The 23,432-nt window shown below is 73.0% G+C and carries 17 protein-coding genes; 8 read left to right on the forward strand and 9 right to left on the reverse strand.

Going from position 1 to position 23,432, the window contains the following annotated elements; all coding sequences use genetic code 11:
* Positions 1 to 24 precede the first annotated feature (24 nt).
* From glmS to FHX52_RS17615, 3 genes are all read right to left on the reverse strand, one after another.
* Positions 25 to 1,845, reverse strand: a complete 1,821-nt coding sequence (glmS, locus tag FHX52_RS17605; RefSeq protein ID WP_141823566.1) for a glutamine--fructose-6-phosphate transaminase (isomerizing) — start codon at positions 1,843 to 1,845, stop codon at positions 25 to 27.
* Between the two features lie 46 nt (positions 1,846 to 1,891).
* Positions 1,892 to 2,152, reverse strand: coding sequence for a hypothetical protein (locus tag FHX52_RS17610; protein ID WP_141823567.1), 261 nt, complete (start codon positions 2,150 to 2,152; stop codon positions 1,892 to 1,894).
* Positions 2,153 to 2,475: 323 nt separating this feature from the next.
* Entirely contained in the window at positions 2,476 to 4,365 is a 1,890-nt protein-coding gene (locus FHX52_RS17615) for a DEAD/DEAH box helicase (protein ID WP_141823568.1), read from the reverse strand.
* A 249-nt stretch (positions 4,366 to 4,614) separates the two neighbouring features.
* Between FHX52_RS17615 and FHX52_RS17620 the strand changes: the two genes are divergently transcribed.
* Positions 4,615 to 5,319, forward strand: a complete 705-nt coding sequence (locus FHX52_RS17620) for a ferritin-like fold-containing protein (protein WP_141823569.1) — start codon at positions 4,615 to 4,617, stop codon at positions 5,317 to 5,319.
* Between the two features lie 112 nt (positions 5,320 to 5,431).
* Here FHX52_RS17620 and FHX52_RS17625 read toward each other — a convergent pair whose 3' ends face one another.
* The 4 genes from FHX52_RS17625 to FHX52_RS17640 form a co-directional block, all read right to left on the reverse strand.
* The gene (locus tag FHX52_RS17625; RefSeq protein WP_141823570.1) at positions 5,432 to 5,701 is read right to left on the reverse strand and encodes a GlsB/YeaQ/YmgE family stress response membrane protein; all 270 of its coding nucleotides are present in this window, start codon (positions 5,699 to 5,701) and stop codon (positions 5,432 to 5,434) included.
* Between the two features lie 134 nt (positions 5,702 to 5,835).
* Positions 5,836 to 6,111 carry a GlsB/YeaQ/YmgE family stress response membrane protein gene (locus FHX52_RS17630; protein WP_141823571.1) on the reverse strand — a complete coding sequence of 92 codons (276 nt, stop codon included), beginning with the start codon at positions 6,109 to 6,111 and terminating at the stop codon, positions 5,836 to 5,838.
* A 203-nt stretch (positions 6,112 to 6,314) separates the two neighbouring features.
* Positions 6,315 to 6,536 (reverse strand): DUF3107 domain-containing protein, encoded by a 222-nt coding sequence (locus tag FHX52_RS17635; RefSeq protein ID WP_141823572.1) that lies wholly within the window; start codon positions 6,534 to 6,536, stop codon positions 6,315 to 6,317.
* A gap of 56 nt (positions 6,537 to 6,592) precedes the next feature.
* A complete protein-coding gene (locus FHX52_RS17640; protein WP_141823573.1) occupies positions 6,593 to 7,255 on the reverse strand; it encodes a TetR/AcrR family transcriptional regulator in 663 nt (220 codons plus the stop codon).
* Between the two features lie 85 nt (positions 7,256 to 7,340).
* On the opposite strand from FHX52_RS17640, the gene moeB reads away from it, so the two are divergent.
* From moeB to FHX52_RS23965, 3 genes are all read left to right on the forward strand, one after another.
* Complete coding sequence (gene moeB / locus FHX52_RS17645; RefSeq protein WP_141823574.1) at positions 7,341 to 8,519, forward strand: molybdopterin-synthase adenylyltransferase MoeB; 1,179 nt, start codon at positions 7,341 to 7,343, stop codon at positions 8,517 to 8,519.
* A gap of 66 nt (positions 8,520 to 8,585) precedes the next feature.
* A complete protein-coding gene (locus tag FHX52_RS17650) occupies positions 8,586 to 9,302 on the forward strand; it encodes an MGMT family protein (RefSeq protein WP_141823575.1) in 717 nt (238 codons plus the stop codon).
* A gap of 164 nt (positions 9,303 to 9,466) precedes the next feature.
* On the forward strand, positions 9,467 to 10,918 hold the full coding sequence (locus tag FHX52_RS23965; protein WP_185747346.1) for a glycosyltransferase family protein: 1,452 nt from the start codon (positions 9,467 to 9,469) through the stop codon (positions 10,916 to 10,918).
* A 90-nt stretch (positions 10,919 to 11,008) separates the two neighbouring features.
* Here the strand turns inward: FHX52_RS23965 and FHX52_RS17660 are convergent, their stop codons facing one another.
* Both FHX52_RS17660 and FHX52_RS17665 read right to left on the reverse strand, forming a co-directional pair.
* Positions 11,009 to 12,784 (reverse strand): glycosyltransferase family 61 protein, encoded by a 1,776-nt coding sequence (locus FHX52_RS17660; protein ID WP_141823576.1) that lies wholly within the window; start codon positions 12,782 to 12,784, stop codon positions 11,009 to 11,011.
* Positions 12,781 to 13,533 (reverse strand): class I SAM-dependent methyltransferase, encoded by a 753-nt coding sequence (locus FHX52_RS17665; RefSeq protein WP_141823577.1) that lies wholly within the window; start codon positions 13,531 to 13,533, stop codon positions 12,781 to 12,783. The genes FHX52_RS17660 and FHX52_RS17665 overlap by 4 nt, the downstream gene beginning before the upstream one ends.
* 173 nt (positions 13,534 to 13,706) lie before the next feature.
* Between FHX52_RS17665 and FHX52_RS17670 the strand changes: the two genes are divergently transcribed.
* From FHX52_RS17670 to FHX52_RS17685, 4 genes are all read left to right on the forward strand, one after another.
* Positions 13,707 to 14,135, forward strand: a complete 429-nt coding sequence (locus FHX52_RS17670; RefSeq protein ID WP_141823578.1) for a Fur family transcriptional regulator — start codon at positions 13,707 to 13,709, stop codon at positions 14,133 to 14,135.
* A gap of 80 nt (positions 14,136 to 14,215) precedes the next feature.
* Positions 14,216 to 16,399, forward strand: a complete 2,184-nt coding sequence (gene katG, locus FHX52_RS17675) for a catalase/peroxidase HPI (RefSeq protein ID WP_221630658.1) — start codon at positions 14,216 to 14,218, stop codon at positions 16,397 to 16,399.
* A gap of 226 nt (positions 16,400 to 16,625) precedes the next feature.
* Positions 16,626 to 19,883 carry an ATP-dependent helicase gene (locus FHX52_RS17680; RefSeq protein ID WP_141823579.1) on the forward strand — a complete coding sequence of 1,086 codons (3,258 nt, stop codon included), beginning with the start codon at positions 16,626 to 16,628 and terminating at the stop codon, positions 19,881 to 19,883.
* Positions 19,880 to 23,356, forward strand: coding sequence for an ATP-dependent helicase (locus FHX52_RS17685; RefSeq protein ID WP_141823580.1), 3,477 nt, complete (start codon positions 19,880 to 19,882; stop codon positions 23,354 to 23,356). Before FHX52_RS17680 ends, FHX52_RS17685 begins: the two co-directional genes overlap by 4 nt.
* Positions 23,357 to 23,432: the final 76 nt, after the last annotated feature.

Consider the following 23,432-nt stretch of genomic DNA (forward strand, 5'->3'; position numbering starts at 1 on the left):
GCACCTCGCGCTCAGGGCCTGAGCTCACTCGACGGTGACCGACTTCGCCAGATTACGAGGCTTGTCGATGTCGAGACCCAGGGCAACCGCTGCGTGATACGCGAGCAGCTGCATCGGGATCATGAGCAGGATCGGGTCGAGCTCGACCTCGTTGCGGGGCACGTCGACGCGCCGGTCGTCGAGCGGACCGAGGTCGACGCCGGGGTGCGAGATCGCCACGACGCGGCCGCCGCGGGCGAGCACCTGCTCCGCCGCCGCGAGGTTGCGATCCGTGAGCTCGTCGTCGGGGATGACGGCGACGGTGGGGCGCGACTCCTCGATGAGGGCGAGCGGCCCGTGCTTGAGCTCGCTCGTCTGGTAGGCCTCGGCGTGCCGGTAGGAGATCTCCTTGAACTTCTGGGCCCCCTCGCGCGCGACAGGATAGCCGCGGACCCGCCCGATGAAGAAGAGGCTCTCGGCGGCGGAGAGCTCCGTGGCGAGCCCCGCGATGCGCTCCTCGTCGGCGAGCACTGCCGCGATGTCGGCGGGCATCCGTTCGAGACCCGCGATGATGCGCTGGCCGTCGGCGACCGACAGGTCGCGCACCCGGCCGAGCAGCAGGGCGAGCAGTGCGAACCCGACACCCATGTGGGTCAACGCCTTGGTCGAGGCGACCGCGATCTCCGGCCCGGCGTGGAGGTAGATGCCGCCGTCGCACTCTCGGGCGATCGTCGAGCCCACGACGTTGACGAGGCCGACGACCTGCCCGCCCTTGCGCTTGATCTCGCGGACGGCGAACGCCGTGTCAGCGGTCTCGCCCGACTGGCTCACGGCGACGTAGAGGGTGTCGGGCTCGATGATCGGGTTGCGGTAGCGGAACTCCGACGCCGCCTCGGCGTGGGCCGGGATGCGGACGAGCTCCTCGATCATGAGCGCGCCGAGCTCGCCGACGTAGTAGGCCGAGCCGCACCCGAGGATCTTGACGCGGCGGAAGGCGCGCAGCTCGCGGGGCGAGAGGTTGAGCCCGTCGAGGCGGGCCGTGCCGAAGCGGGTGTCGAGGCGGCCGCGCAGCATGCGCGCGACGGTCTCAGGCTGCTCGGCGATCTCCTTGGCCATGAAGTGGCCGTGGGCGCCGATCTCGACATCGTCGGCGGAGACCTCGATCTCGGTCGGCACGCGGCCGGTGTCGTGGCTGTCGCGGGTGAAGGTGCGGTAGTCCTTGGCGGTGACGACGGCCAGCTCGCCGTCGTCGAGGTGCACGACCGACGAGGTGTGGCGCACGAGGGCCGAGACGTCGGAGGCGACGAACATCTCGCGGTCGCCCACCCCGATGATGAGCGGCGAGCCGTTGCGCGCCACGACGACGCGGTCCGGCTGTTCGGCGTCGAGGACGGCGACGGCATACGTCCCGACGACCTGCTCGAGGGCGTCGATGACACGGTCCTCGAGCGCACCGGCACCCGAGCGGGCGACGAGGTGCGCGAGCACCTCGGTATCGGTGTCGGAGCTGAACGTCACGCCCTCGGCGCCCAGCCGGGCACGCAGTGCGCCGGCGTTGTCGATGATGCCGTTGTGCACGACGCTGATGCGTCCGTCCTCGCTCGAGTGCGGGTGGGCGTTGGCCTCCGTCGCGGGCCCGTGGGTCGCCCACCGGGTGTGACCGATGCCCACCGTGCCGGCGAGGCGCTTCGGCAGGGCGGCCTCGAGCTCGCGCACGCGGCCGACCCGGCGCACGACGGTCGCGCCGGAGCTGCCCAGCACGGCGATGCCGGCCGAGTCGTAGCCGCGGTACTCCAGCCGGGTGAGGCCCTCGATGAGGATGGGCGCTGCTGGCTGGCGTCCGACGTAGCCGACGATTCCGCACATGGGTGGTGTCTCCTGGAGGTCGTGAGGTGGGCGGGGCGGGGCTCGCTCAGCCGTAGATGATGCGGCGCAGCTGGCGCTCGGTCAGGTCGGGGGCGGCGACGAGGCGCTGGCTCAGCTCCGCCGCGATGGTCCGGTAGATCTCGGGGTTGCGGGTGCCGTGCAGCTGCAGGGCGGCGTGCCGACGGCGCACGAAGTCGTTGACGGGCTCGTCGTAGTGCGCCAGCACGTCACCGATGACACGGGCGGCCTCCGCCTCGCTCAGACCGGTGGAGCCGGCGACACGGGCGACGAGGTCACGGTCGGGCACTCCATGAGGATGCACCACCTGTCCCGGTGCTGCCAAGAATCTGCCCGATTCCGGGCAGAACTGAGCCATTGCCATAGTCCGTGCGGACAACTCACTGAGTCGAGTGGCCTCGTTGTCACAGGCGTCTCAGCACGGAACGGGGCGGGTGGGGTGGCGGGGTCACTCGAGTTGGGGGGATGGGGCAGGTGGGGTTGCGGGGCCACTCGAGGTGGGGGGTGATGGGGCGGGTGGGGTTGCGGGGCCACTCGAGTTAGGGGGGTGGACATGCGTGTGGCCACCTCCCGCAGGAGGTGGCCACACGTCGAAGCGGGGGAGCGGTCAGCTCACTCCGCGGTGGCCGGGGCCGGGGCGTTCTCGCCGCGGCCGGAGCCACCGCGCCGACGACGGCGAGGGGGACGCGAGCCGCCGGAGGCGGACGAGCCGTCCGTGCCACCGTCCGCGCCACCGCTGGAGGCGGAGGGCGCGGAGCCGTTCTGCTGCGAGGCGTCGCTTGGTGTGACGTCCCCTCCCTCGGCGCCTGCGGCCTCGGCGCCGGCCACCGCGGCACCGCTGCCGCGGGTGCGGCGACGGTTGCGGTTGCGCCGGGGGCGGCTCTCGCCGCCGGTCGACTCGCCATCGGCGGCCGGGCTGGTCGCATCGGCCGTGCCGTTTGCGCCGGAGGCGGTCTCGCGCGACCCGGCGTCATCGCGACGCCCATTGCCACGCCCGCCGGTGCGCGACCCGCCACGGCCACCGTCACGGGACTCGTTCGAGCTGCGGCCACCCGCCTTGCCGTGGCGCTTGCCGGTCTCGCCGAGGTCCTCGATCTCCTCGGCGCCCAAGCCGGCGAGGGTCTGCTGCGATCGCCGCAGCCGCCCCTTGGCGTCGGTCGGGATGTCGAGGTCGCTGTAGAGGTGGTCGGAGCTCGAGTAGGTCTCCTGCGGGTCGGGGATGCCGAGGTCGAGCGTCTTGTTGATGAGCGCCCACCGGTGCAGGTCGTCCCAGTCGACGAAGGTGACGGCGACACCGGTGTTGCCCGCGCGGGCGGTGCGGCCGATGCGGTGCAGGTAGGTCTTCTCGTCCTCGGGGCACTGGAAGTTGACGACGTGGGTGACGTTGTCGACGTCGATGCCGCGGGCCGCGACGTCGGTGGCCACGAGGATGTCGACCTTGCCGTTGCGGAAGGCGCGCAGGGCCTGCTCGCGGGCTCCCTGGCCGAGGTCGCCGTGGATGGCGGCGGCGGCGAAGCCGCGCTCGACGAGCTCGTCGGCGACCTTGGCCGCCGTGCGCTTGGTGCGGCTGAAGATGATCGTGAGGCCGCGGCCGTTGGCCTGGAGCATGCGCGAGAGCATCTCGACCTTGTCCATCGCGTGCGCGCGGTAGACGAACTGCTCGACAGCCTTGACCGTGTGGGCGTTCTCGTTCTCGTCGCCCATCGCACGGATGTGCGTCGGCTGGCTCATGTAGCGGCGGGCCAGGGCCACGATCGCACCCGGCATGGTCGCGGAGAAGAGCATCGTCTGGCGCGAGGCGGGCGTGAGCGACATCAGCGTCTCGACGTCGGGCAGGAAGCCGAGGTCGAGCATCTCGTCGGCCTCGTCGAGCACGACGGTGCGGGCCTGCGAGAGGTCGAGGTGGCCCTGCTTGGCGAGGTCGATGAGGCGGCCGGGCGTGCCGACGACGACCTCGACGCCCGTCCTGAGGGCCTCGATCTGCGGCTCGTAGGCGCGGCCACCGTAGACGGTGAGGACGCGCACACCACGGCGACGGCCGGCGCGCTCGAGGTCGCCGGCGACCTGCACGGCGAGCTCACGCGTCGGCGCCACGGCGAGAGCCTGCGGCTTGCCGGGGCGGGCGAGGGCGGCATACCCCTCGTCGGCGGGGGTGAGGACGCGGTTGAGGATCGGCACGCCGAAGCCGAGCGTCTTGCCGGTGCCGGTCTTGGCCTGGCCGATGATGTCGTGGCCGGCGAGCGCGACGGGCAGGGTCATCGCCTGGATGGGGAAGGGGTGGACGATCCCGTGCTCGGCGAGGGACTCGACGATGTCGGGGTGCACGTCGAAGTCGGCGAAGGTGAGCTCGGGGGCGACCGGCTCCTCAGCAGCGGGGGCGAGCGGCTCGGCCGACTCGGTGGGGGCCTCGGGAGCCGTGTCCGCGACCGTCTCGGCGACGGTGGGCTCGGGCGCGTCCGTGGCGACCCCCGCGTCGGCGGGGGTCTCGTGGGGCTGGGTCATGGGCATCTCTCGATCGGCACGAGCACCCCGGGGAGCGGGAGCTCAGTGGCGCGTGACGGGCCGATCGGAGCGTGTCATGGACGGTGGGTGGCACTCGCATCCGTGCGGGCTCCACCGGTGCGCGGTGAGTCGTTCGCTCCTCGCGAGCACCATCTGGGCAAACCTTCGGGCCGACCGGGCACCGAGCTGTCCGGATCATCCTACCGGCACGTAGGCGCCAGGCCCGCCATCGTTCACTAGATTGGGCGCATGACCAGCGCTGATGCCTCCGCCGAGCCCCTCTCGCCCGACTCGGAGCCCGGCTACCTGGCCGCGGTCACCGACCTGCTCGGAGCGCTCGCCTACGGCGAGCTCTGCGCCTTCTCGCAGCTGGCCAAGGATGCCGAGCTCGCCCCGACCCTGCGCCACAAGTCGGCCATCGCGCAGCTCGCCGCGCACGAGCTGCGCAACTTCACGGTGCTGAGCGAGCGGCTCGCATCGCTCGGCGTCGAGCCGGAGACGGCGATGGAGCCCTTCGTACCGGCCGTCGACGGCTTCCATGAGCGCACGGCGCCGTCCGACTGGCTCGAGGGCATGGTCAAGGCCTATGTCGGCGAGGGCATCGCGCAGGACTTCTACCGCGAGGTCTCCACCTACGTCGACGCCGACACACGGGCGCTGGTGCTCCACGTGCTCGAGGACGACAGCCAGGCTGACTTCGCGGTGGCGGCGGTGCGCGAGGCCATCGCCGAGGACAGCCGGCTCGCCGGCCGGCTCGCGCTCTGGGGGCGGCGTCTTGTCGGCGAGGCGATCACGCAGGCCCAGCGTGTGGGTGTCGAGCGCGACGCGCTCGCGAGCATCCTCGTCGGCGCCCCGGGGCGCGCCGGCGCCGACCTCGCCGAGCTGGGGCGCATGTTCGCCCGGCTCACCGACGAGCACACGCGGCGGATGGAGCGGCTCGGCCTGTCGGCCTGATGGGCGGTCGGCGGGGGTGATCCGCAGCCGCTGGACATGACGGAAGGGCCCGGCCGTGGTGGCCGAGCCCTTCGTCACGTCCAGCGGCGTATGCCGCGTGGCGGGGTCCGCGTCAGACGGACTTGCTGGTGATGCGGCCGTAGGCCACGATGCCGAGCGCGGCGAGGATCGCACCGACGATCCAGTACCACCAGGCGATGCCGCCACCGCTGTTGTTGTAGCCGAAGATCGCTCCGAGGAGCAGCGTCGCGACGAGCGAGGCGACGATGCCGATGACGATCGTCATGAGGATCGAGATGTTCTGCTTGCCGGGGAGGATGAGACGGCCCAGGGCGCCGATGATGAGACCGGCGATGATCGCTCCGATAATCGTGCCAATCATGTCTTTGCTCCTTCTGGCCCCCCGTGCGGGGCGACCTCTTGGTCCGCGCCGGGAGCGCGGACGACAGTTGCACTGTCCCACCATTGAGGCGGGTGTGGTGGGTGTGACTCGCAGAATTTGCGCGACAGTGACCCTCAGCGGGTGGGGTGGCTCGCGCCCCTCACCCGGCCGTAGCCCAGGATCAGGGCCGCCGCGACGACGACCCCGATGGCTCCGGAGACCCAGTCGACGGAGGAGGCGGTGCGGTCACCGCTGATCGAGTAGTAGATCAAGGTCCCGACGAGCGACCCGGCGGCGCCGAGCACGATCGTCATGAGGACGCTGATGGACTGCCTGCCCGGAAGCAGCAGGCGCGCGAGCCCACCGACGACGGCGCCGGCGAGGACCGCGAACACCACGGTCCACAGCATGTCGGCTCCCTCCGACGGCCCGATCGTGGTCGGACTGACGACGGACCGACGCGAGCCGGCCCCTGACGAGAAGGTCGTACCCGGATCGGGGCGAACGCCCACGCTGCGATGCGCATCCGTGACCGGAGCGTGTGTGCCGGCCCGGCGCCGGACACAGCCCATGCCCCCGGAAGGGGCGGGTGCGCCCGGCTCGGCCGACGTGGTCAGGAGGCGCCGAAGCCGACTCCCGCCCGGCGCTCCGCGCCGGTGGTCACGTAACCGATGGACGCGGACGGCACGATGATGCGCCCGCCCTTGTCGTCGACGAGCTCGAGCACGTCGGAGTCCAGGGCGGCCTTGACCGCGGCGACGATCTCGTCGGTCGACTGCGTGGTCTCGAAGGCGATCTCGCGCGCCACGTTCTGCACGCCGATGCGGATATCCACGTCATACCTGCTTTCTCACACGTCGTCGGGCGCGCGATCGGCGCCCTGTCGTCACCTTAACCAGCGGTGGTGCCGACGGATTCCTTGGGCTTGTCGGTGCCCGACCGCACGGACGGGAAGGCGCCGAACCCACGGCGGATCAGGGCGGCGGTGACGCGCACGGCGGTGTCCTCGGAGAGGGTGGCCTCGTGGGTGAGCCAGTGGCGTGCGGCGGTCTGCGCCATGCCGACGAAGGCGACCCCGACGAGCACCGCCTCCTCCTGCTCCATCGAGGTCTCGCTCGTGATGATCTCGGCCATGGCCTCCGCACACGTGAGGTCGATCTGGTCGAGGCGCTTGCGCACCTCGGGCTCGTTGGCGAGGTCGGACTCGAAGATGAGGCGGAAGGCCGCGCCCTCCTGCCCGACGAAGTCGAAGTAGGCCCGGGTCATCGTGTTGATGCGCGCCTTGTTGTCCTCGAGCGCGAGCGCGTCGCGCACGAGCTGCTCGAGCTCGCCGGTGTGCTGGTCGATGAGCGCGAGGTAGAGCTCGAGCTTGCCGGGGAAGTGCTGGTAGAGCACCGGCTTCGAGACACCCGCCCGCGCCGCGATGTCGTCCATGGCGGCCGAGTGGTAGCCGTTCTCGACGAAGACGCCGAGAGCCGCGTCGAGCAGCTGGGCGCGTCGCTCCGATCGGGGGAGCCGCTGGCCGCGAACGGCGGCGGTGGTGTCGTCAGGCATCCGGGTCCTCGAGAGCGATCGTGCCGCGGCGCCCCTCGCGGGACGACGATGTCATTGTCACCATACCGAGCAGTACGGTGATCGCATGTCGACGGATCCGCTGGTCAAGACGGGTCGCCCGCTCAGCCGGCCCGAGCTGACGCGCTACGCGCGACACGTGCTCCTGCCCGACGTGGGCCGGGACGGGCAGGAGCGACTTGCCGCGGCTCGGGTGCTCGTCGTCGGCGCCGGGGGGCTGGGCTCGCCGGCTCTGCTCTATCTCGCGGCCGCCGGTGTCGGCACCATCGGGGTCGTCGACGCCGACGTCGTCGACCTCACCAACCTCCACCGGCAGGTGATCCACTCCGACGCCGACATCGGCCGGCCAAAGACCGAGTCTGCCGAGGCGGCCGTGCACCGGGTCAACCCGCACGTCACGGTCGAGCGCCACGACCTCGCCCTCGACTCGAGCAACGCGCTCGAGATCATCGCGGGCTACGACCTCGTGGTCGACGGCACCGACAACTTCCCGACGCGCTACCTCGTCAACGACGCGTGCGTCATGCTCGGCAAGCCGCACGTCTGGGGGTCGATCCTGCGCTTCGACGGCCAGGTCTCGGTGTGGTGGGCGGGCCACGGGCCCTGCTACCGCTGCGTCTTCCCGGAGCCGCCTCCGCCCGGGTCGGTGCCGAGCTGTGCGGAGGGCGGCGTGCTCGGCGTGCTCTGCGCGTCGATCGGCTCCGTGCAGTCGACCGAGGCGGTCAAGCTGCTCCTCGGCATCGGCGAGCCGCTCACAGGCCGGCTGCTCATCCACGACGCGCTGCGCCAGAGCTGGGACACCCTGACCGTCCGAGCCGACCCCGACTGCCCCGTGTGCGGCACGAACCCGACCGTCACAGAGCTCATCGACTACGTCGAGTTCTGCGGGGTGCCCGGGGCCGCCGCGCCCGACGAGGGCGACCTGCCGACCGTGACGGTGCACGAGATGGCCGACGAGCTCGCCTCGAGCGCCCCACCGCTGCTCGTCGACGTGCGCGGCACGGAGGAGCGAGCTATCGCGAGCATCCCGGGCGCGGTCGCGATCCATCTCGACAGCTTCCGGTCTGGTGAGGCGTTTGACGAGCTGCCCTCTGACAGAAGGGTGCTCATCCACTGCAAGGTCGGCGCACGCTCCGCCGAGGCGACGAGACTAGCCCTGCGCGCGGGGTTCACCGACGTCGCGAACGTCGAGGGCGGCATACTCGCCTATCTGCGTGAGATCGACCCGACGCAGCCGGAGTACTGAACGAGCCCATCCGTCCCGCTGGGGTCCCCTCCTCCCCAGCCGCCCACCAGAGGAGCGCGCCCCCCCATGTCCGTCGAGGACCACGCTGCCCGGGTGCTCGACCTCGTGGCCCGCATCCCGTCCGGCCGCGTGCTCGCCTACGGCGACATCGCCCAGCGCCTCGGTGGGATGGGTCCGCGCACCGTGGGCACGGTGATGAGCCGCTACGGCTCCGACGTGCCCTGGTGGCGCGTCATCCGCTCCGACGGGCGCCCGCCCCAGGGGCTGGAGTCCGAGGCTCTCGAGCACTGGCGCGCCGAGGGCACGCCGATGGTCGGGGGTCTCGTCGAGGGTGGCCGGGCCGACATGGCTCGCGCCCGGTGGGAGGACGCCCCCGCGTCGGCTCCCGCCGGCCCGCGGGGGGCGCTGCACCACATCGAGATCTGGGTCGAGGACATCGAGGCGGCAGGGCGCGAGTGGGGCTGGCTGCTCGAGCGTCTCGGCTACCGCCTCGGTGACGACTGGGGCCACGGTCGGGCCTGGGAGCTCGGGTCGCTCTACGTCGTCGTCGAGTCGGGTCCTGACGTCGCGGGCGGACGCCACGAGCGCAAGCGCCCCGGCGTCAATCACCTTGCCTTCCATGGGGGCTCGCGCGACGACGTCGACGCCGTGGTCGCTGAGTGCGCGAGTGGTGGCTGGACGCTGATGTTCGCCGACACGCATCCGTATGCCGGTGGGCCGGACCACTACGCCGCCTACCTCGAGAGCGGGGAGGGCTTCGAGGTCGAGCTCGTGGCGGGCTGACGCGAAGCCCTTCCCTCGGCCCCTGGGTGGCCCTTGCCGCGACCGTCCTGCGACCTCTCTGCGACCCTGCTGCGACCTTGTCGCGTCCCGCCACGGCGGCCTCGCGCTGGCGCTAGGGTGACGCAAGCCTCCTCCAGCGCGCCTCGACAAGGATGACGAAAGCGATGACCCGTCGGATCACCGTGTGGACCCCCGTCACGGACGACACCGTGGCGCCTGCGACTGCCCTGCTGCGCCACCTCGACGCGCAGACGTTGCCGGTGCAGGAGTGGGAGCTCGTGCTCGCCGCCCCGCCCGGGCCGGTCGTCTCCGACCTCGAGCGGGTGGCGGCTCACCGGCCGAACGTGCGGGTTGTCGTGCTGGAGGCCGACGAGGCGCCGGAAGGCGCGGCCGATCCCATGCAGGCCGAGGGTGAGTGGGTGCTCGTGCTCGCGCCCGACGACCGGTTGGAGCGCACGGCGCTGAGCCAGCTCGCCCAGCTCGGGTCGGAGGCAGGCGACCACGATGTCCTCACCGTCCGGGCGCAGACCGCTCCCAGGGGCGCGGCCGACCGGGCTGTCGTCCTCACGCGCCGGGACGGGTCGCGTGACTCGGGGGTCGGGGAGCGGTCCGCCGAGGTGGTCGCCGCCGAGCCACTGCGACGGCGGGTGGCCCCGTCGGCGTCGGACCCGGCGCACGTGCTCTCCGACGTCACTGCCGACGTGCACTGGGTCGACGGCGCGCTCGAGCTCCACGGCCGGGCTCCGCTGCACGCCGCGGGCGCGGCCGGTGCCGACCTCGTGCTCGTCGGCCGGCGCACCGGGGTCGTGCTCGCCCGCCCTGTCGACGCCTTCACCGTCTCCGGTGACGACGAGGACACCGAGCCCGGCCTGCTCTGGAGCGCCAGCGTGCCCGTCGACGCCCACGACATCGACGACGAGCTCGAGGTCTGGCTGGAGGTCTCGTCGTCCGACACCGACGACGAGGAGGGCGAGAGCTCCCGGACAGAGGAGCGGAAACCCCTCGTCGGCAGGGTGGCGGCGGCCGAGGACGACCTGGACGCGCCCGCCGTCATCCAGGGCCGGCTGGTCTCCGTGCGCTCCGACGGGGAAGGTGTCGTCGTCGACCTCGGTGCGACGGGACGCTCCCTGCTCGGCCGTCTCGACCCCCGCCAGGCAACGGTCGTCGAGGACGCGACGGGGTCGCTGCTCACGGTCGAGGTGCCACAGCTGGAGCACCGCAGCACCGGCCACGTCGACGGGGCTCTCGTCCTCGACGGGGTGCCGCTGCCCGCTCGCCTCGTCCTCGACGAGAACCCCCGGGTCGAGTGCCGGCTCGCAGGGTCGCCGGGTCGAGCGACCCTGGAGTGGAGCTTCGGGCCGGGTCCGGCCGCGCCTACGGGCTGCGACGTGGTGACCTCTGCCACCGGCGAGTTCGTCGTGTCGGCGCCGCGGCCCGAGACACCGGCACGCCCTCTGACCGTGAGGCGGCCCAAGGCGCCGGCGCGGCCGCAGGCGACCGGGCCGGTGGCGGCGCTGCGGCGCCGGCTCCCCAAGGGCGTCGACCCTGTCGTGGCGAAGCTGTCGACGATGCCGTCGCTGCGGGGCGCCTACCGGCGGGCCACCGGCCTGCGGTGACGCGGCGGGCGGTGCTGGTCATGCGGTGACTCAACGAGCCCGGATGACCGGTCCCCCCCGTGAACCGGAGCCAGCGGCCCGGGTAAGCGGTCAGCCCTCGAGCGCCTCGAGAATCTCGTCCTCGAAACGGTCGAGCTCGAAGGTGAAGCCGGAGTGGAAGGCCTCGTTGGTCCAACCGCCCTTGGGGTGCTGGACGTCGCTCGGCGACCAGAAGTAGTGCAGGTCGAGACCGATGACGGAGCCGATGAGGTACTCGTTGTTGGCGGTGTTGGCGTTGCCGGACAGCAGCACGCAGCGCGCGCCGGGGGCGAACATCAGGCTGAACATGCCACTGCCGCCGAAGCCGGCGATGCGGTGCGCCTGGCGGAACATGCTGATCTGGTCGCCGAAGGAGTGGTCCTCGGGGTAGACGACGGTGTAGCCCTCGCGGGCGAACCACTCCTCGACCTCCGGCAGGTTGTGGCACGTGCGCCACCCACCCGGACGCCGCGAGACGAAGATGCGCTCCGGCGTCTCGAGGTGCGGGGTGTGCAGCCGTCGCCCGATCTCCGCGTAGAGCGCCCCCAGCGCGAGGTCGGCGTAGTGGGGCATGGCGAAGCCCGGCGTCACGGCATACAGCACCTCAGGGCGCACGGCCGCGTTGAAGGGGATGTAGGCCGCCTCGTCAGGGGGGATGCCGAGGGCGTCGAGCAGCTGACGCTGGTAGCCGGGCGACTCGGTCTGGCCCTCGCGGACGCTGATGAGCGGCCGCACGGAGGGGTCGAGCCGGCGGGCCTCGGTCCACCCGTGGTAGCGCGAGATCACCTCGGTCATGACGTGGCCGTAGTGCCCGGGGTACTCGGTGTCGAGGTAGAAGTAGCTGCCCGGGAGGTCGCTCGGCGTGGGGTCCCACCGGGAGATCAGCCGGTCGAGCCCGGCGTTGCCGTCGACCATCGTGTGGTGCTTGAGGCGCTGGCCGAGGTGGTGGCGGAAGGTCTCGGGCAGGTAGAAGTCGCCCATGATGATGCGCTGGCGGGGGAGCACGACCGGCGCGTTGTATCGGCGCAGCACCTGCGCGGGCACGTCGACGACGCCCGGGCCGTGGACCGGCCCCTTGCCGTGGACGGTGACCGACGCCCTGCTCTCGTACGAGTAGGCCGGCCGGGTCTCGACGACCGCGCCCCAGTCGTCCCTGTGACGACGCGTGAGGATCTCGGCGGCGCGCGCATCGCGCAGCTTGAAGAGGTGGCGGTTGCGCTTGCAGACGTAGGCGGCATCGCCGGAAAGCACGATGGCAGAGGCGGATTCGCGCAGCTCGGCGTCGGCGACGTTGAGCGGGGGAGCGGGCGCGTCGTCATCGCCGTCAGTAGTGGCGCCAGCCGCGCCGCCAGCGGCTGTTCCGTCGAGCCGGGCCAACAGCTCGAGCACCGTCTCACCGGGCACGTCGTGCAGGGCAGGGTCGTCGACGTCGGCGAGGCGGTCGACGACGTACCACCCGCCCGGCTCGAGGAGGAGGAACATCTCGCGGAAGCACGCGAGCTTCTGACCCTTGCGGCCGCTGCCCGACTCGACGATGACCTGCGGGCGCGGCAGTCCCGCGACGTGGTGCACGCGGTCCCAGACGGCAGTGCACACCTGCAGCCGCACGTTCGCGGGCAGCTCGGCCGTGGTCGCGGGATCATCGGCTGCCACCGGCAGGACGTGGACCGTCACCTCCGGCAGCTCGCGCGCGAGCTCGGTGGCGATCTCGGCGGTGTCATGACCCAGGACGAGCACGATGTCGTGCACCGCGAGCGGGGCGGCCCCGGCGTCGTCCGGGCCGGAGGATTCGCGGGGTGGGGCGCCGGCCGCGACGAGGTCGAGCACGGTGCGCACGACGGGGTTCATCGGGCCGCTCCCACGAAGGCGGGGCCCGCGCAGGCGAGCACGGAATCGCGCACCTGGCTCCACCAGGTCGCGTCGTCGCTGTCACGGTCGGCCAGCGCTGTGAGCAGCCCGGACCCGAGGAGCCGGTCCGCGGGCACGGCGTCGATGCGGTCGAGCACGTCGTCCGGCACGAGCTGCGGGTCGGGCCGGCGGTACTCCGCGAGGATGGCGTCGTAGGCGTCGGCGAGGACAGTGCTCGTGGGGTCGAGGCCGGCGAGCAGGAGCATGCCGTGCGGCTCGGTGTCGACGGGAAGCACCAGCAGGTCCGGCCGGTAGCGCCGCAGCACCTCGGTGAGCCGGAAGGCGTCGCCCGTCCCCGCGGGCGTGTCCTGCGCGCGGGCGGCGTCGTCGACGGTCCGCGGCAGGACGTGGTGCACGACGATGACCGACCGCGGGGCGGCATACCGCTCGAGGTTGACGACGTCACGCAGGGCGAACTCGAACAGGGGGGCCGAGTCGACGAAGCCCAGGTCGACCGGCAGGCCGCGGGTGCGGTCGGTGACCGGCTGCGTGGCGAAGAAGTCGTCGCTCGTCGAGCGGACCAGGCAGACGTCGCCGTCGACCTCGCGGGTGAGCGCGAAGTGGGGGTCGATGCCGATCGCCCGGCCGCGCGCCAGGGCGAGGCTGTCGCCCTCCCCGACCCCGATCTCGACATAGGTCGTCGGTGCGAGCCGCTCGTGCAGCACCTGCAGGACCTCGAGGTACCACACCGCGCTGAGCCCTCCGTCGTACCGGGTCCCGGGCCTGTCCCGGCGTGCGCGCCAGCATAGTGTCGCTGCCACCTCGCAGGTGCACGTTCGCAGGACGGCGCGCGGTGCGAGCCGGAGCAGCACGTCTCACATTGAGACTTGATTCGCTCCAGATTACGGGCCAGACTCGGGTCGTGGTCGAGACGGACATCGAGGTGGCGCTGCGCCGCTCGGGGCTGCGCGTGACGCGCCCCCGCGTCGCCGTGCTGACGGTGCTCGGCGACCACCCGCACACCGACACCGACACGATCATCCGCCGTGTCCGTGAGGTCGCCGGAGACGTGTCGCACCAGGCCGTCTACGACGTCCTGCGAGCCCTGACCGACGCCGGTCTCGTGCGCCGCATCCAGCCCACCGGCTCCGTCGCGCGCTACGAGGTGCGCGTCGGAGACAACCACCACCACGTCGTATGCCGTTCGTGCGGTGTCATCGCCGACGTGGACTGTGCGGTCGGCGAGGCTCCGTGCCTCGACGCCTCCGACCGCCACGGCTTCCTGATCGACCAGGCCGAGGTGACGTACTGGGGACTCTGTCCGCCGTGCGCCACCGAGGCCGCCTCCTGAGATGCCCACCCCGAAAGAGAAGGATCGTCCCCGTGTCTGAGCAGCAGCACACCGCCAAGCCTGACGCCGAAGTCGGCGAGATGAACGAGCCGGAGGCCGCCACGTGCCCTGTCGCCCACGACCGGGCGACCCGTCCGGGGGGCACGAGCAACGACGAGTGGTGGCCGAACCGGCTCAACCTCAAGGTGCTCGCCAAGAACCCCGCCGTCGCGAACCCGCTCGGTGACGACTTCGACTACGCCGCGGCCTTCAACAGCCTCGACCTCGCCGCGGTCAAGTCCGACATAGCGGCCCTGCTCACCGACTCGCAGGACTGGTGGCCCGCCGACTTCGGCCACTACGGCCCCTTCATGATCCGCATGGCGTGGCACTCCGCCGGCACCTACCGCGTGCAGGACGGCCGCGGCGGCGCCGGTGCCGGCCAGCAGCGCTTCGCCCCGCTCAACTCGTGGCCCGACAACGGCAACCTCGACAAGGCCCGCCGCCTGCTCTGGCCGGTCAAGAAGAAGTACGGCCAGAAGCTGTCGTGGGCCGACCTGCTCGTCCTCACCGGAAACGTCGCCCTCGAGACGATGGGCTTCAAGACGTTCGGCTTCGGCGGCGGTCGCGACGACGTCTGGGAGCCGGACGACGACGTGTACTGGGGCTCGGAGGCCGAGTGGCTCGGCGACGAGCGCTACACCGGCGATCGCGACCTCGAGAACCCGCTCGCCGCGGTCCAGATGGGCCTCATCTACGTCAACCCGGAGGGCCCCAACGGCAACCCGGACCCGATCGCCGCTGCCCGCGACATCCGCGAGACCTTCGCGCGCATGGCGATGAACGACGAGGAGACCGTCGCCCTCATCGCCGGAGGCCACACCTTCGGCAAGACCCACGGCGCGGCCGACCCGCTGGTCAACGTCGGTCCCGAGCCGGAGGCCGCCCCGCTCGAGGCCCAGGGCCTCGGCTGGATCAACACGTACGGCACCGGCAAGGGCAAGGACGCCATCACCTCCGGCCTCGAGGTCACCTGGACCCCGACGCCGACCCAGTGGGGCCAGGGCTTCTTCGACATGCTCTTCGGCTACGAGTGGGAGCTCTCCGCGAGCCCCGCCGGGGCGAACCAGTGGGTCGCCAAGGACGCCGAGGCGATCATCCCGGCGCCCGACGAGGGCGGCCCGAAGCGCCTGCCGACGATGCTCACGACCGACCTCTCGCTGCGCCTCGACCCGGCCTACGAGCAGATCTCGCGCCGGTTCCACGAGAACCCCGAGGAGTTCGCCGACGCCTTCGCCCGCGCGTGGTTCAAGCTGACCCACCGCGACATGGGTCCGGTCGAGCGCTACCTCGGCCCCGAGGTGCCGCAGGAGGAGCTGCTCTGGCAGGACCCGCTGCCCGCCGCCTCCGACGAGCCGGTCAGCGCTGACGACGTCGCCGCCCTCAAGCAGGCCATCGCCGACTCCGACCTGACGACGACCCAGCTCGTCAAGGCGGCGTGGGCGTCGGCCTCGACCTTCCGCAGCAGCGACAAGCGCGGCGGCGCCAACGGCGCTCGCGTGCGCCTCGCCCCGCAGAACGGCTGGGACGTCAACGACCCGGCCGAGCTCGCGACCGTCCTGCGGGCCCTCGAGGGCATCCAGTCCGACTTCAACGGCCGCGGCGGAGCCGCCGTGTCGCTCGCCGACCTCATCGTCCTAGGCGGCAACGTCGCGGTCGAGCGGGCCGCTGCCGCAGGCGGGGTCACCGTCGAGGTGCCCTTCCGCGCCGGCCGTGTCGACGCCTCGCAGGAGCAGACCGACGTCGAGTCGTTCGGCTACCTCGAGCCGAAGCACGACGGCTTCCGCAACTACCTCGGCAAGCCGGGTCGCGTGCCCGCCGAGTACCTCCTCGTCGACCGCGCCAACCTGCTCGGCCTCTCGGCCCCGCAGATGACGGTCCTCGTCGGCGGCCTGCGCGTGCTCGGCGCCAACACCGGAGGCTCGACCACCGGCGTCCTCACCGACCGTCCGGGCACGCTGACGAACGACTTCTTCGTCAACCTGCTCGAGCTCGGCACGACGTGGACCCCGACCAGCGAGGCCGCCGACGAGTTCACGGCCACCAACGCCGCGGGCGAGCGGACCTGGACCGGCAGCCGGGTCGACCTGCTCTTCGGCTCGAACTCCGAGCTGCGCGCCCTCGCCGAGGTGTACGCGAGCGACGACGCCAAGGAGAAGTTCGTCCGCGACTTCGTCGCCGCCTGGTCGCAGGTCATGGAGGCCGACCGCTTCGACGTCAGGTGACCGCCTGACGCAGGTGGGGCCCGGGATGGCGTATGCCGTCCCGGGCCCTTCGCGTTCCCGCGCCGTTCGGGGGTCGCCGCCTCCCCGCCCCCCAGGGCCCGAGCGAGGTGCTCGCGAGGGGGCACACGGCATACCGCGTCGGCGGCGCGCCGGCACTGCCGAGGAGTGGACGGCACACCGCGCCGGCGGGCGCGCGGGTGTCGGTGGGGCGTGATGGAATCCTCCGGTGGTCATCCTTCGTCGCGCTCCTGCCGCCGCTGCGGCGCAGGTGCGGCTCGACGAGCGGCAGCAGGCCGTGCTCGACTCGCGGGCCCGGGTGCTGCGGGTGCTCGGTGGCCCGGGCAGCGGCAAGTCGACCCTCGCCGTCGAGCTCGTCGTCGACGCTGTCCAGCGGCAGGGCCTGCGCGCCGACGCGTGCCTCGTGATCACCTCGAGCCGGAGCGCAGCGGCCGAGCTGCGCCAGCAGGTCACCGCGCGTCTCGGCGGCACCTCCACCGAGTCGCTGGCGCGCACGTGGCAGGCCTTCGGATTCGGGGTGCTGCGCGCCGAGGCGGCCCTGGGTGGCGAGCCGCCGCCCCGGCTGCTCAACGGGCCCGAGCAGGACGTCATCCTGCGTGACCTACTCGCCGGCCACGCGTCGGGTGAGGTGCCCGGGCCGCAGTGGCCCGACGGCCTCGGCGAGGCGCTGCGCACCCGGGGCTTCCGCAACGAGCTGCGCGACCTGCTCATGCGCACGGTCGAGCACGGGCTCGGTCCTGACGACCTCGCGCGCCTCGGCGCCGAGCACGACCGCCCCGAGTGGGTCGCTGCCGCGCAGGTGCTGCGCGAGTACGACCAGGTCACCTCCTTCAGCCGGCACGGTTCCTACGACCCTGCGTGGGTGCTCACGGCCGCGGCCGAGCTGCTCGACGACGATCCCGGGGCCCTCGACCGGCTGCACGAGCGCATCGGTCTCGTCGTCGTCGACGAGGCCCAGGAGCTGACGTCTGCAGCCGCCCGGCTGCTGCGCGTCGTGGCCCGCAGCGGCCCACGCATCGTCCTGCTCGGCGACCCCGACGTCGCGGTCCAGACGTTCCGTGGAGCCGACCCGCGGTTCCTCGCGAGCGGCTGGACCGACCTGGGCGAGGTGACCCGCAGCCCCTACGCACTGGGCGACGAGCCCACCCTGCTCGACTTCATCGAGCCCGACGTCCCGGTCGGCCGGTCGACCCACCGGGGGAGCGAGACGGTGGTGCTCGACCGCAGCCACCGCCTCGGCCCCGCGCTCACCGCGGTCGCCGACCGGGTCTCGCGGCGCATCGGTGCGCTCGGCGGCGGTGAGCAGCGGCGCATGGCGCCCGTCGTGGCGGCGCCCGGACGCGGCACGGTCGAGGTCGCCCTCCTGCGCTCCGCGGCCCAGGAGACCGCCCACGTCGCGGCGCTGCTGAGGCGCGCCCACCTCGTCGAGGGCGTGCCGTGGACCGACATGGCCGTCGTCGTGCGTGGCTCGGCGCGCGCCGATGCGATGCGCCGTCTTCTCGGACAGTCCGGTGTGCCGGTGCAGGCCGGCAGCGCGGAGACGCCGGTGCGTGACGAGAGCGCGGTGCGCCCACTGCTCCACCTCCTCGAGGAGAGCCTGGGCGTCGCCCGCGCGGAGCACCGTGGCGAGCAGCACGTCATCGACCCTGCCCGCGCCGCAGACCTCGTGCTCTCACCGATCGGCGGGTCCGACACGGTGGGCCTGCGTCGGCTGCGGAGGATGCTGCGCCATGACGAGCTCGCTTCTGGCGGAGGGCGATCGAGCGACGAGCTGCTCGCCGAGCTGCTCCTGGGCGCCCCGCGAGCGGCCCTGCTCGGGCCTGCTGCCCGCCCGGCCGCACGGGTGGCGTCGGCGCTCGCGGCGGGGGTCGCCGCGGCTCGCCTCGGTGACGACGAGCGCTGGGCCGCCGGGGTCGACGCCGAGTCCGTGCTCTGGGCGATCTGGCAGGGCGCGGGCGTCGCCGAGGGGTGGCGACGGGCCGCTCTCGCGGGTGGCGGGGCGGGGGAGCGGGCCGACCGCGACCTCGATGCCGTGCTCGCCCTCTTCGATGCTGCCGGCGCCTTCGTCGACCGGCTGCCGACGGCCGGGCCCGACACGTTCCTCGAGCACATCCAGGGCCAGGACGTGCCCGGAGACACCCTCCTCGTCGGTGGGCAGTCAGGGGGGCGGGTCTCGCTCGTCACGCCGCAGACCGCGGCCGGACGGCAGTGGCGCATCGTCGTCGTCGCCGGGGTGCAGGAAGGGGTGTGGCCCGACCTGCGCCTGCGCGGCTCGGTGCTCGGCTCCGAAGACCTCGTCGACGTCGTCGCGCAGCGGCCTCCCGGCTTCCGTGCCGCGCAGGCCGCGGTCCGCTACGACGAGACGCGCCTCTTCCTCGTCGCCGTCACGAGGGCCACCGAGCGCCTGCTCGTCACGGCCGTCGGCAACGAGGACGAGCAGCCGTCGGTCTACCTCGACCTCGTCGACCCGCCGGCGCAGACCCGCCTCGCCGACGAGGTGCGCCCGCACAGCGACGTCGCGCGCACGATGACCCTGCCCGGTCTCGTCGGCGAGCTGCGGCGCGAGGTCACGAGCCCCGACCCGGGGGTGGCCGAGCCCGCCCTCGCCCTGCTCGCGGCCGCCGCGCGCGAGGGCGTGCGCGGAGCCGACCCGGCGACCTGGTGGGCCCTGCGCGACGTGACGACCGACCACCCGGTGCGTGCGGCCGACGAGCCCGTGCCGGTGTCGCCGTCCAAGGTGACCTACTTCAACGAGTGCGGCCTTCGCTGGTTCCTCACGGCCGTCGGCGGCGAGGGGGTGCAGCTCGGGGCGGCCTCGGTCGGCACGTTCGTCCACGACATCGTCGCCGAGCAGCCCGACGCCACCCGCGAGCAGCTCGACGCCGAGGTCGAGGCGCGATGGGGCCGCCTCGGGCTGGCACCCGGCTGGGTCACCGACCGCACCCGTCTCGAGGCTCACGACATGGTGGCCCGCTTCATCAGCTACCGCGACGCCGCCGAGAAGGAGCGCGAGCGGGTCGGGGTCGAGGTCGACTTCCGGGTGCGCGTCGGCCGGGCCGTGGTCGGCGGGCGCGTCGACCGCATCGAGCGCGACCGCGACGGGGGGCTGCGCATCGTCGACCTCAAGACGGGCACGAGCAAGCCGACGAGGGCCGACCTCGCCGGGCACGGTCAGCTCGGCACCTACCAGGTGGCCGTCGAGGAGGGCGGTTTCCCGGAGCTCGGCGAGCGCAGCGCGGGCGCGGCCCTCGTCTTCATCGGCAAGGGCGGGCTCTCTGGGCTCCAGCCCGCCGTCATGTCCCAGGAGCCGCTGACGAGCGCGGCCGACCCCTCGTGGGCCCGGTCGCTCGTCGAGGCCACGGCCGACGGGATGGGCGCGGCCACCTTCACGGCCTCTCAGGGCACGTGCCGCACCTGCCCGGTGCGCTCGTCCTGCCCGGTCCAGCCCGAGGGCGACGCGCTGTGACCGAGACCCTCGACCGCGCGCCCACCTCGGTGCACCACTCCGCCCGCGACATCGCCGCAGCCCTGGAGCTGCCACCCCCGACGCCGGAGCAGACCGCGGTCATCGAGGCGGGGCCGGGCCCGCTGCTCGTCGTCGCCGGCGCCGGCTCGGGCAAGACCGAGACGATGGCTGCCCGGGTGGTGTGGCTCGTCGCCAACGAGCTGGTGACGCCCGACCAGGTGCTCGGCCTCACCTTCACCCGCAAGGCGGCGGCCGAGCTGTCCGCCCGCATCGGCAAGCGTCTACGCGGCCTCGAGCGGGCCGGCCTCTGGACGCCCCCGGCCGACGACGGCACTGGCGCCGAGGTGCTCGGCGGCACGCCGACCGTCTCCACCTACCACTCGTATGCCGGCCGGCTCGTGCGAGAGCACGCCCTCCGGGTCGGCATCGAGCCGGAGTTCCGCGTCCTCACCGAGGCGGGCGCGTGGCAGCTGGCGGCCGAGGCGGTGTCGCGATGGGACGGGCCGATGGGCGGCATGTCACGCTCCGAGGGCAACATCATCGACGCGGTGATGTCGCTCGCGGGCGAGATGGCCGAGCACGTGCGCACTCCGGCCGAGGTCATGGCGCACCTCGACGACGTGCTCGCCCGGCTCCAGGCGCTGCCCGACGGTGACGGCCGCGGCAGCCTCGGCCCGGCCAGTGAGGTGCTCGCGGTGCTTCGCGAGCGCCGCCTCGTGCTGCCGATCGTCGACGCCTTCCTCGAGCTCAAGCGTTCGCGCGAGTCGCTCGACTTCGCCGACCAGATCGCCCTCGCGGCACGGCTCGCGTCGTCGATCCCGCAGGTCGGGGCGATCGAGCGCGACCGTTTCACCGCCGTCCTGCTCGACGAGTTCCAGGACACCTCCGAGGCCCAGCTGACCCTGCTGCGCAGCCTCTTCCACGACCCGGCTGTCGCGCTGACGGCCGTCGGCGACCCGAACCAGTCGATCTACGGCTGGCGGGGGGCGAGTGCGACGACCCTGCTGCGCTTCCCGACCGAGTTCGCCGGACGAGTCGGACCCGCCGACGTGCTGCCGCTCTCGACGAGCTGGCGCAACGACGAGCTCATCCTCGCCGCCGCCAACGTGACGGCGGGCCCGCTGGCGACGGCGCACGTGCAGCCGCTGGCGGCCCGACCCGGAGCCGGCCCCGGCACGGTCACCATCGACCGGCTCGAGTCCGCGGAGGCCGAGGCCGCGCACGTGGCCGCCTGGGTCGCCGCGCGCTGGCGCTCGCCGAGCGGCCGCCGCACCGGTCGGTCGGCGGCGGTGCTCTGCCGGCGCAGGTCGTCCTTCCCGCTCGTCATCGAGGCCCTGCGTGCTGAGAACCTGCCCGTCGAGGTCGTCGGGCTCGGCGGCCTGCTCGTGACGCCCGAGGTCAGCGACCTCGTCGCGGCGCTCTGGGTCGTGCAGGACCCCACCCGAGGCGACCAGCTCATGCGCCTCCTCGCCGGACCTGTCGTGCGCCTCGGTGCCGCCGACCTCGCCGGCCTCTGGGCATGGGCCCGCGACCTGCACGGTCGGCCGCCGCGCGCTGCCGACTCCCCCGGAGCGGCAGGAGAGGGCGAGAACGCCTCTGGCACAGGGGTTCTCGTGACCGGGGATGTTCCGACGGTGGAGCTCCCGACGGAGGAGCGCGGCGACATCGCACCCAGCGGTGCGGCAGAGCCTGACAGCGAGCGGTCCGACGACGACCGCCGGGGGAGCGACCTCGCCTCCGACAGCGCCGACACCGCGACCCTCGTCGAGGCGCTCGACGAGCTGCCGCGGCCCGGCTGGGTGGCCCGCGACGGCGCCCGCCTCAGCGCCGAGGGCCTCCGGCGGCTGCACGCCCTCGCCGAGGTGGTGCGGCGGCTGCGGCGGCTCACCGCGCTGCCGCTCGTCGACCTCGTCGCCGAGGCGGAGGTGGCGCTCGGTCTCGACATCGAGGTGCTGGCGCGCCACGAGCACACCGCCTCGACGGCCCGGGTGCACCTCGACGCGTTCGCCGACGTCGCCGCCCGCTACGCCACGAGCGCCGACCGGCCGACCCTGAGCGGCTTCCTCGCCTGGCTCGAGGCGGCACGCGAGCAGGAGCGCGGCCTCGACGCCGGCCACACCGAGTCCGACGCCGATGCCGTCCAGGTCCTCACGGTGCACGCGTCGAAGGGGCTCGAGTGGGACGTCGTGGCGATCCCCGCGCTCGTCGAGGGCGCCTTCCCCGACCACGCCTCCACGTCCGTGTCGCCCGTCGACGGCGCCCAGCCGATCGAGTATGCCTGCTCGGGCACGCCCAAGGAGAAGGGCTGGCTCGTCGGGCTCGACTCGCTGCCCTACGACCTGCGCGGTGACCGCGACGGCCTCCCACACCTCGACTGGCGAGGCGTCGCCGACCGCAAGCAGCTCGGGGCTGCCGTCGAGCAGTTCGCGCTCGAGGGTGGGCGGCACGCCGTGGCCGAGGAGCGCCGGCTCGCCTACGTCGCCGTGACCCGGGCGCGGGAGGACGTGCTGCTCACCACCCACGTGTGGGGCGCCACGAAGAAGACGCTGTCGGTGCCGAGTCGCTTCCTCCTCGAGATCCGCGACGCCCTTGGCGATGCCGCGACCCAGCAGGTGTGGCACCCGGCGCCCGAACCCGTCGAGGACTCCAAGGGCCGCGCCGTCGCGCCCACCAACCCCCACCTCGTCGACCCGGTGTCGGCGCCGTGGCCGCACGACCCCATGGCGCACCGTCGGGCCGCCCTCGTCGGGGTTGCCGACCGCCTCGCCGAGGCGGTGCGCTCGGGCGAACTGCCGCCCGCCGGCGACCCGCGCCTCGACGACCTCCGCCTCCTGCTCGCCGAGCAGGCCGCGCGCCGGTCACGCGGCGAGCCCGTCGTCGACGTGCCACGCCATCTGTCGGCCTCTGCTGTCGTGTCGCTCGCGCGCGACGCGGAGGCCTTCGCGATGCACCTGCGCCGACCGATGCCGAGCGCACCCGCCGTCGCCGCGCGGCAGGGCACGGCGTTCCACGCGTGGATCGAGGAGCACTACTCGCGAGCTGCGATGGTCGACCTGCTCGACCTGCCCGGGAGTGCCGACGAGGGCGCCTCCGACGACACCGACCTCGAGGTCATGAAGGAGCGCTTCCTCGCGAGCGAGTGGGCCGACCGGATCCCCGAGGAGATCGAGCTCTCGATCGAGACGGTCATCGACGCCATCGCGGTGCGCGGCCGGGTCGACGCCGTCTTCGCCCGCGACGACGGCGGCTGGACCGTCGTCGACTGGAAGACGGGGGCTCGACCGACGGGCCGCGACGCGAGGGTGCGGGCCCTGCAGCTCGGCGCCTACGCCGTCGCCTTCGCCCGGCTCCGGGGCGTCGACCCCGCGCTCGTCGACGCGGCGTTCTACTACGCCGCCGAGGGCGTCACCGTGCGTCCTGACCTGCCGGGAGAGGCCGAGCTGGTCGACCTGCTCCGCACCCTGCCCGACTAGACCGCCTCCGCACCCCGTCGAGTGGCCGCGTCGTCACACGAGCGAGTGGCCCTACTGCGTCGAGTGTCCGCGTCGC

The organism is Humibacillus xanthopallidus (genome assembly GCF_006717145.1).
GTDB classification, from domain to species: domain Bacteria; phylum Actinomycetota; class Actinomycetes; order Actinomycetales; family Dermatophilaceae; genus Humibacillus; species Humibacillus xanthopallidus.

What these genes read in the sequence shown, in the direction of transcription:
- FHX52_RS17630 (WP_141823571.1), bottom strand. Translation starts at nt 6,111, where the DNA reads ATGCTGTGGACCGTGGTGTTCGCGGTCCTCGCCGGCGCCGTCGTCGGT.
- FHX52_RS17625 (WP_141823570.1), bottom strand. Translation starts at nt 5,701, where the DNA reads ATGATTGGCACGATTATCGGAGCGATCATCGCCGGTCTCATCATCGGC.
- FHX52_RS17615 (WP_141823568.1), bottom strand. Translation starts at nt 4,365, where the DNA reads ATGACCCAGCCCCACGAGACCCCCGCCGACGCGGGGGTCGCCACGGAC.
- FHX52_RS17660 (WP_141823576.1), bottom strand. Translation starts at nt 12,784, where the DNA reads ATGAACCCCGTCGTGCGCACCGTGCTCGACCTCGTCGCGGCCGGCGCC.
- katG (WP_221630658.1), top strand. Translation starts at nt 14,216, where the DNA reads ATGAACGAGCCGGAGGCCGCCACGTGCCCTGTCGCCCACGACCGGGCG.
- FHX52_RS23965 (WP_185747346.1), top strand. Translation starts at nt 9,467, where the DNA reads ATGACCCGTCGGATCACCGTGTGGACCCCCGTCACGGACGACACCGTG.
- FHX52_RS17620 (WP_141823569.1), top strand. Translation starts at nt 4,615, where the DNA reads ATGACCAGCGCTGATGCCTCCGCCGAGCCCCTCTCGCCCGACTCGGAG.
- FHX52_RS17640 (WP_141823573.1), bottom strand. Translation starts at nt 7,255, where the DNA reads ATGCCTGACGACACCACCGCCGCCGTTCGCGGCCAGCGGCTCCCCCGA.
- FHX52_RS17650 (WP_141823575.1), top strand. Translation starts at nt 8,586, where the DNA reads ATGTCCGTCGAGGACCACGCTGCCCGGGTGCTCGACCTCGTGGCCCGC.
- glmS (WP_141823566.1), bottom strand. Translation starts at nt 1,845, where the DNA reads ATGTGCGGAATCGTCGGCTACGTCGGACGCCAGCCAGCAGCGCCCATC.
- moeB (WP_141823574.1), top strand. Translation starts at nt 7,341, where the DNA reads ATGTCGACGGATCCGCTGGTCAAGACGGGTCGCCCGCTCAGCCGGCCC.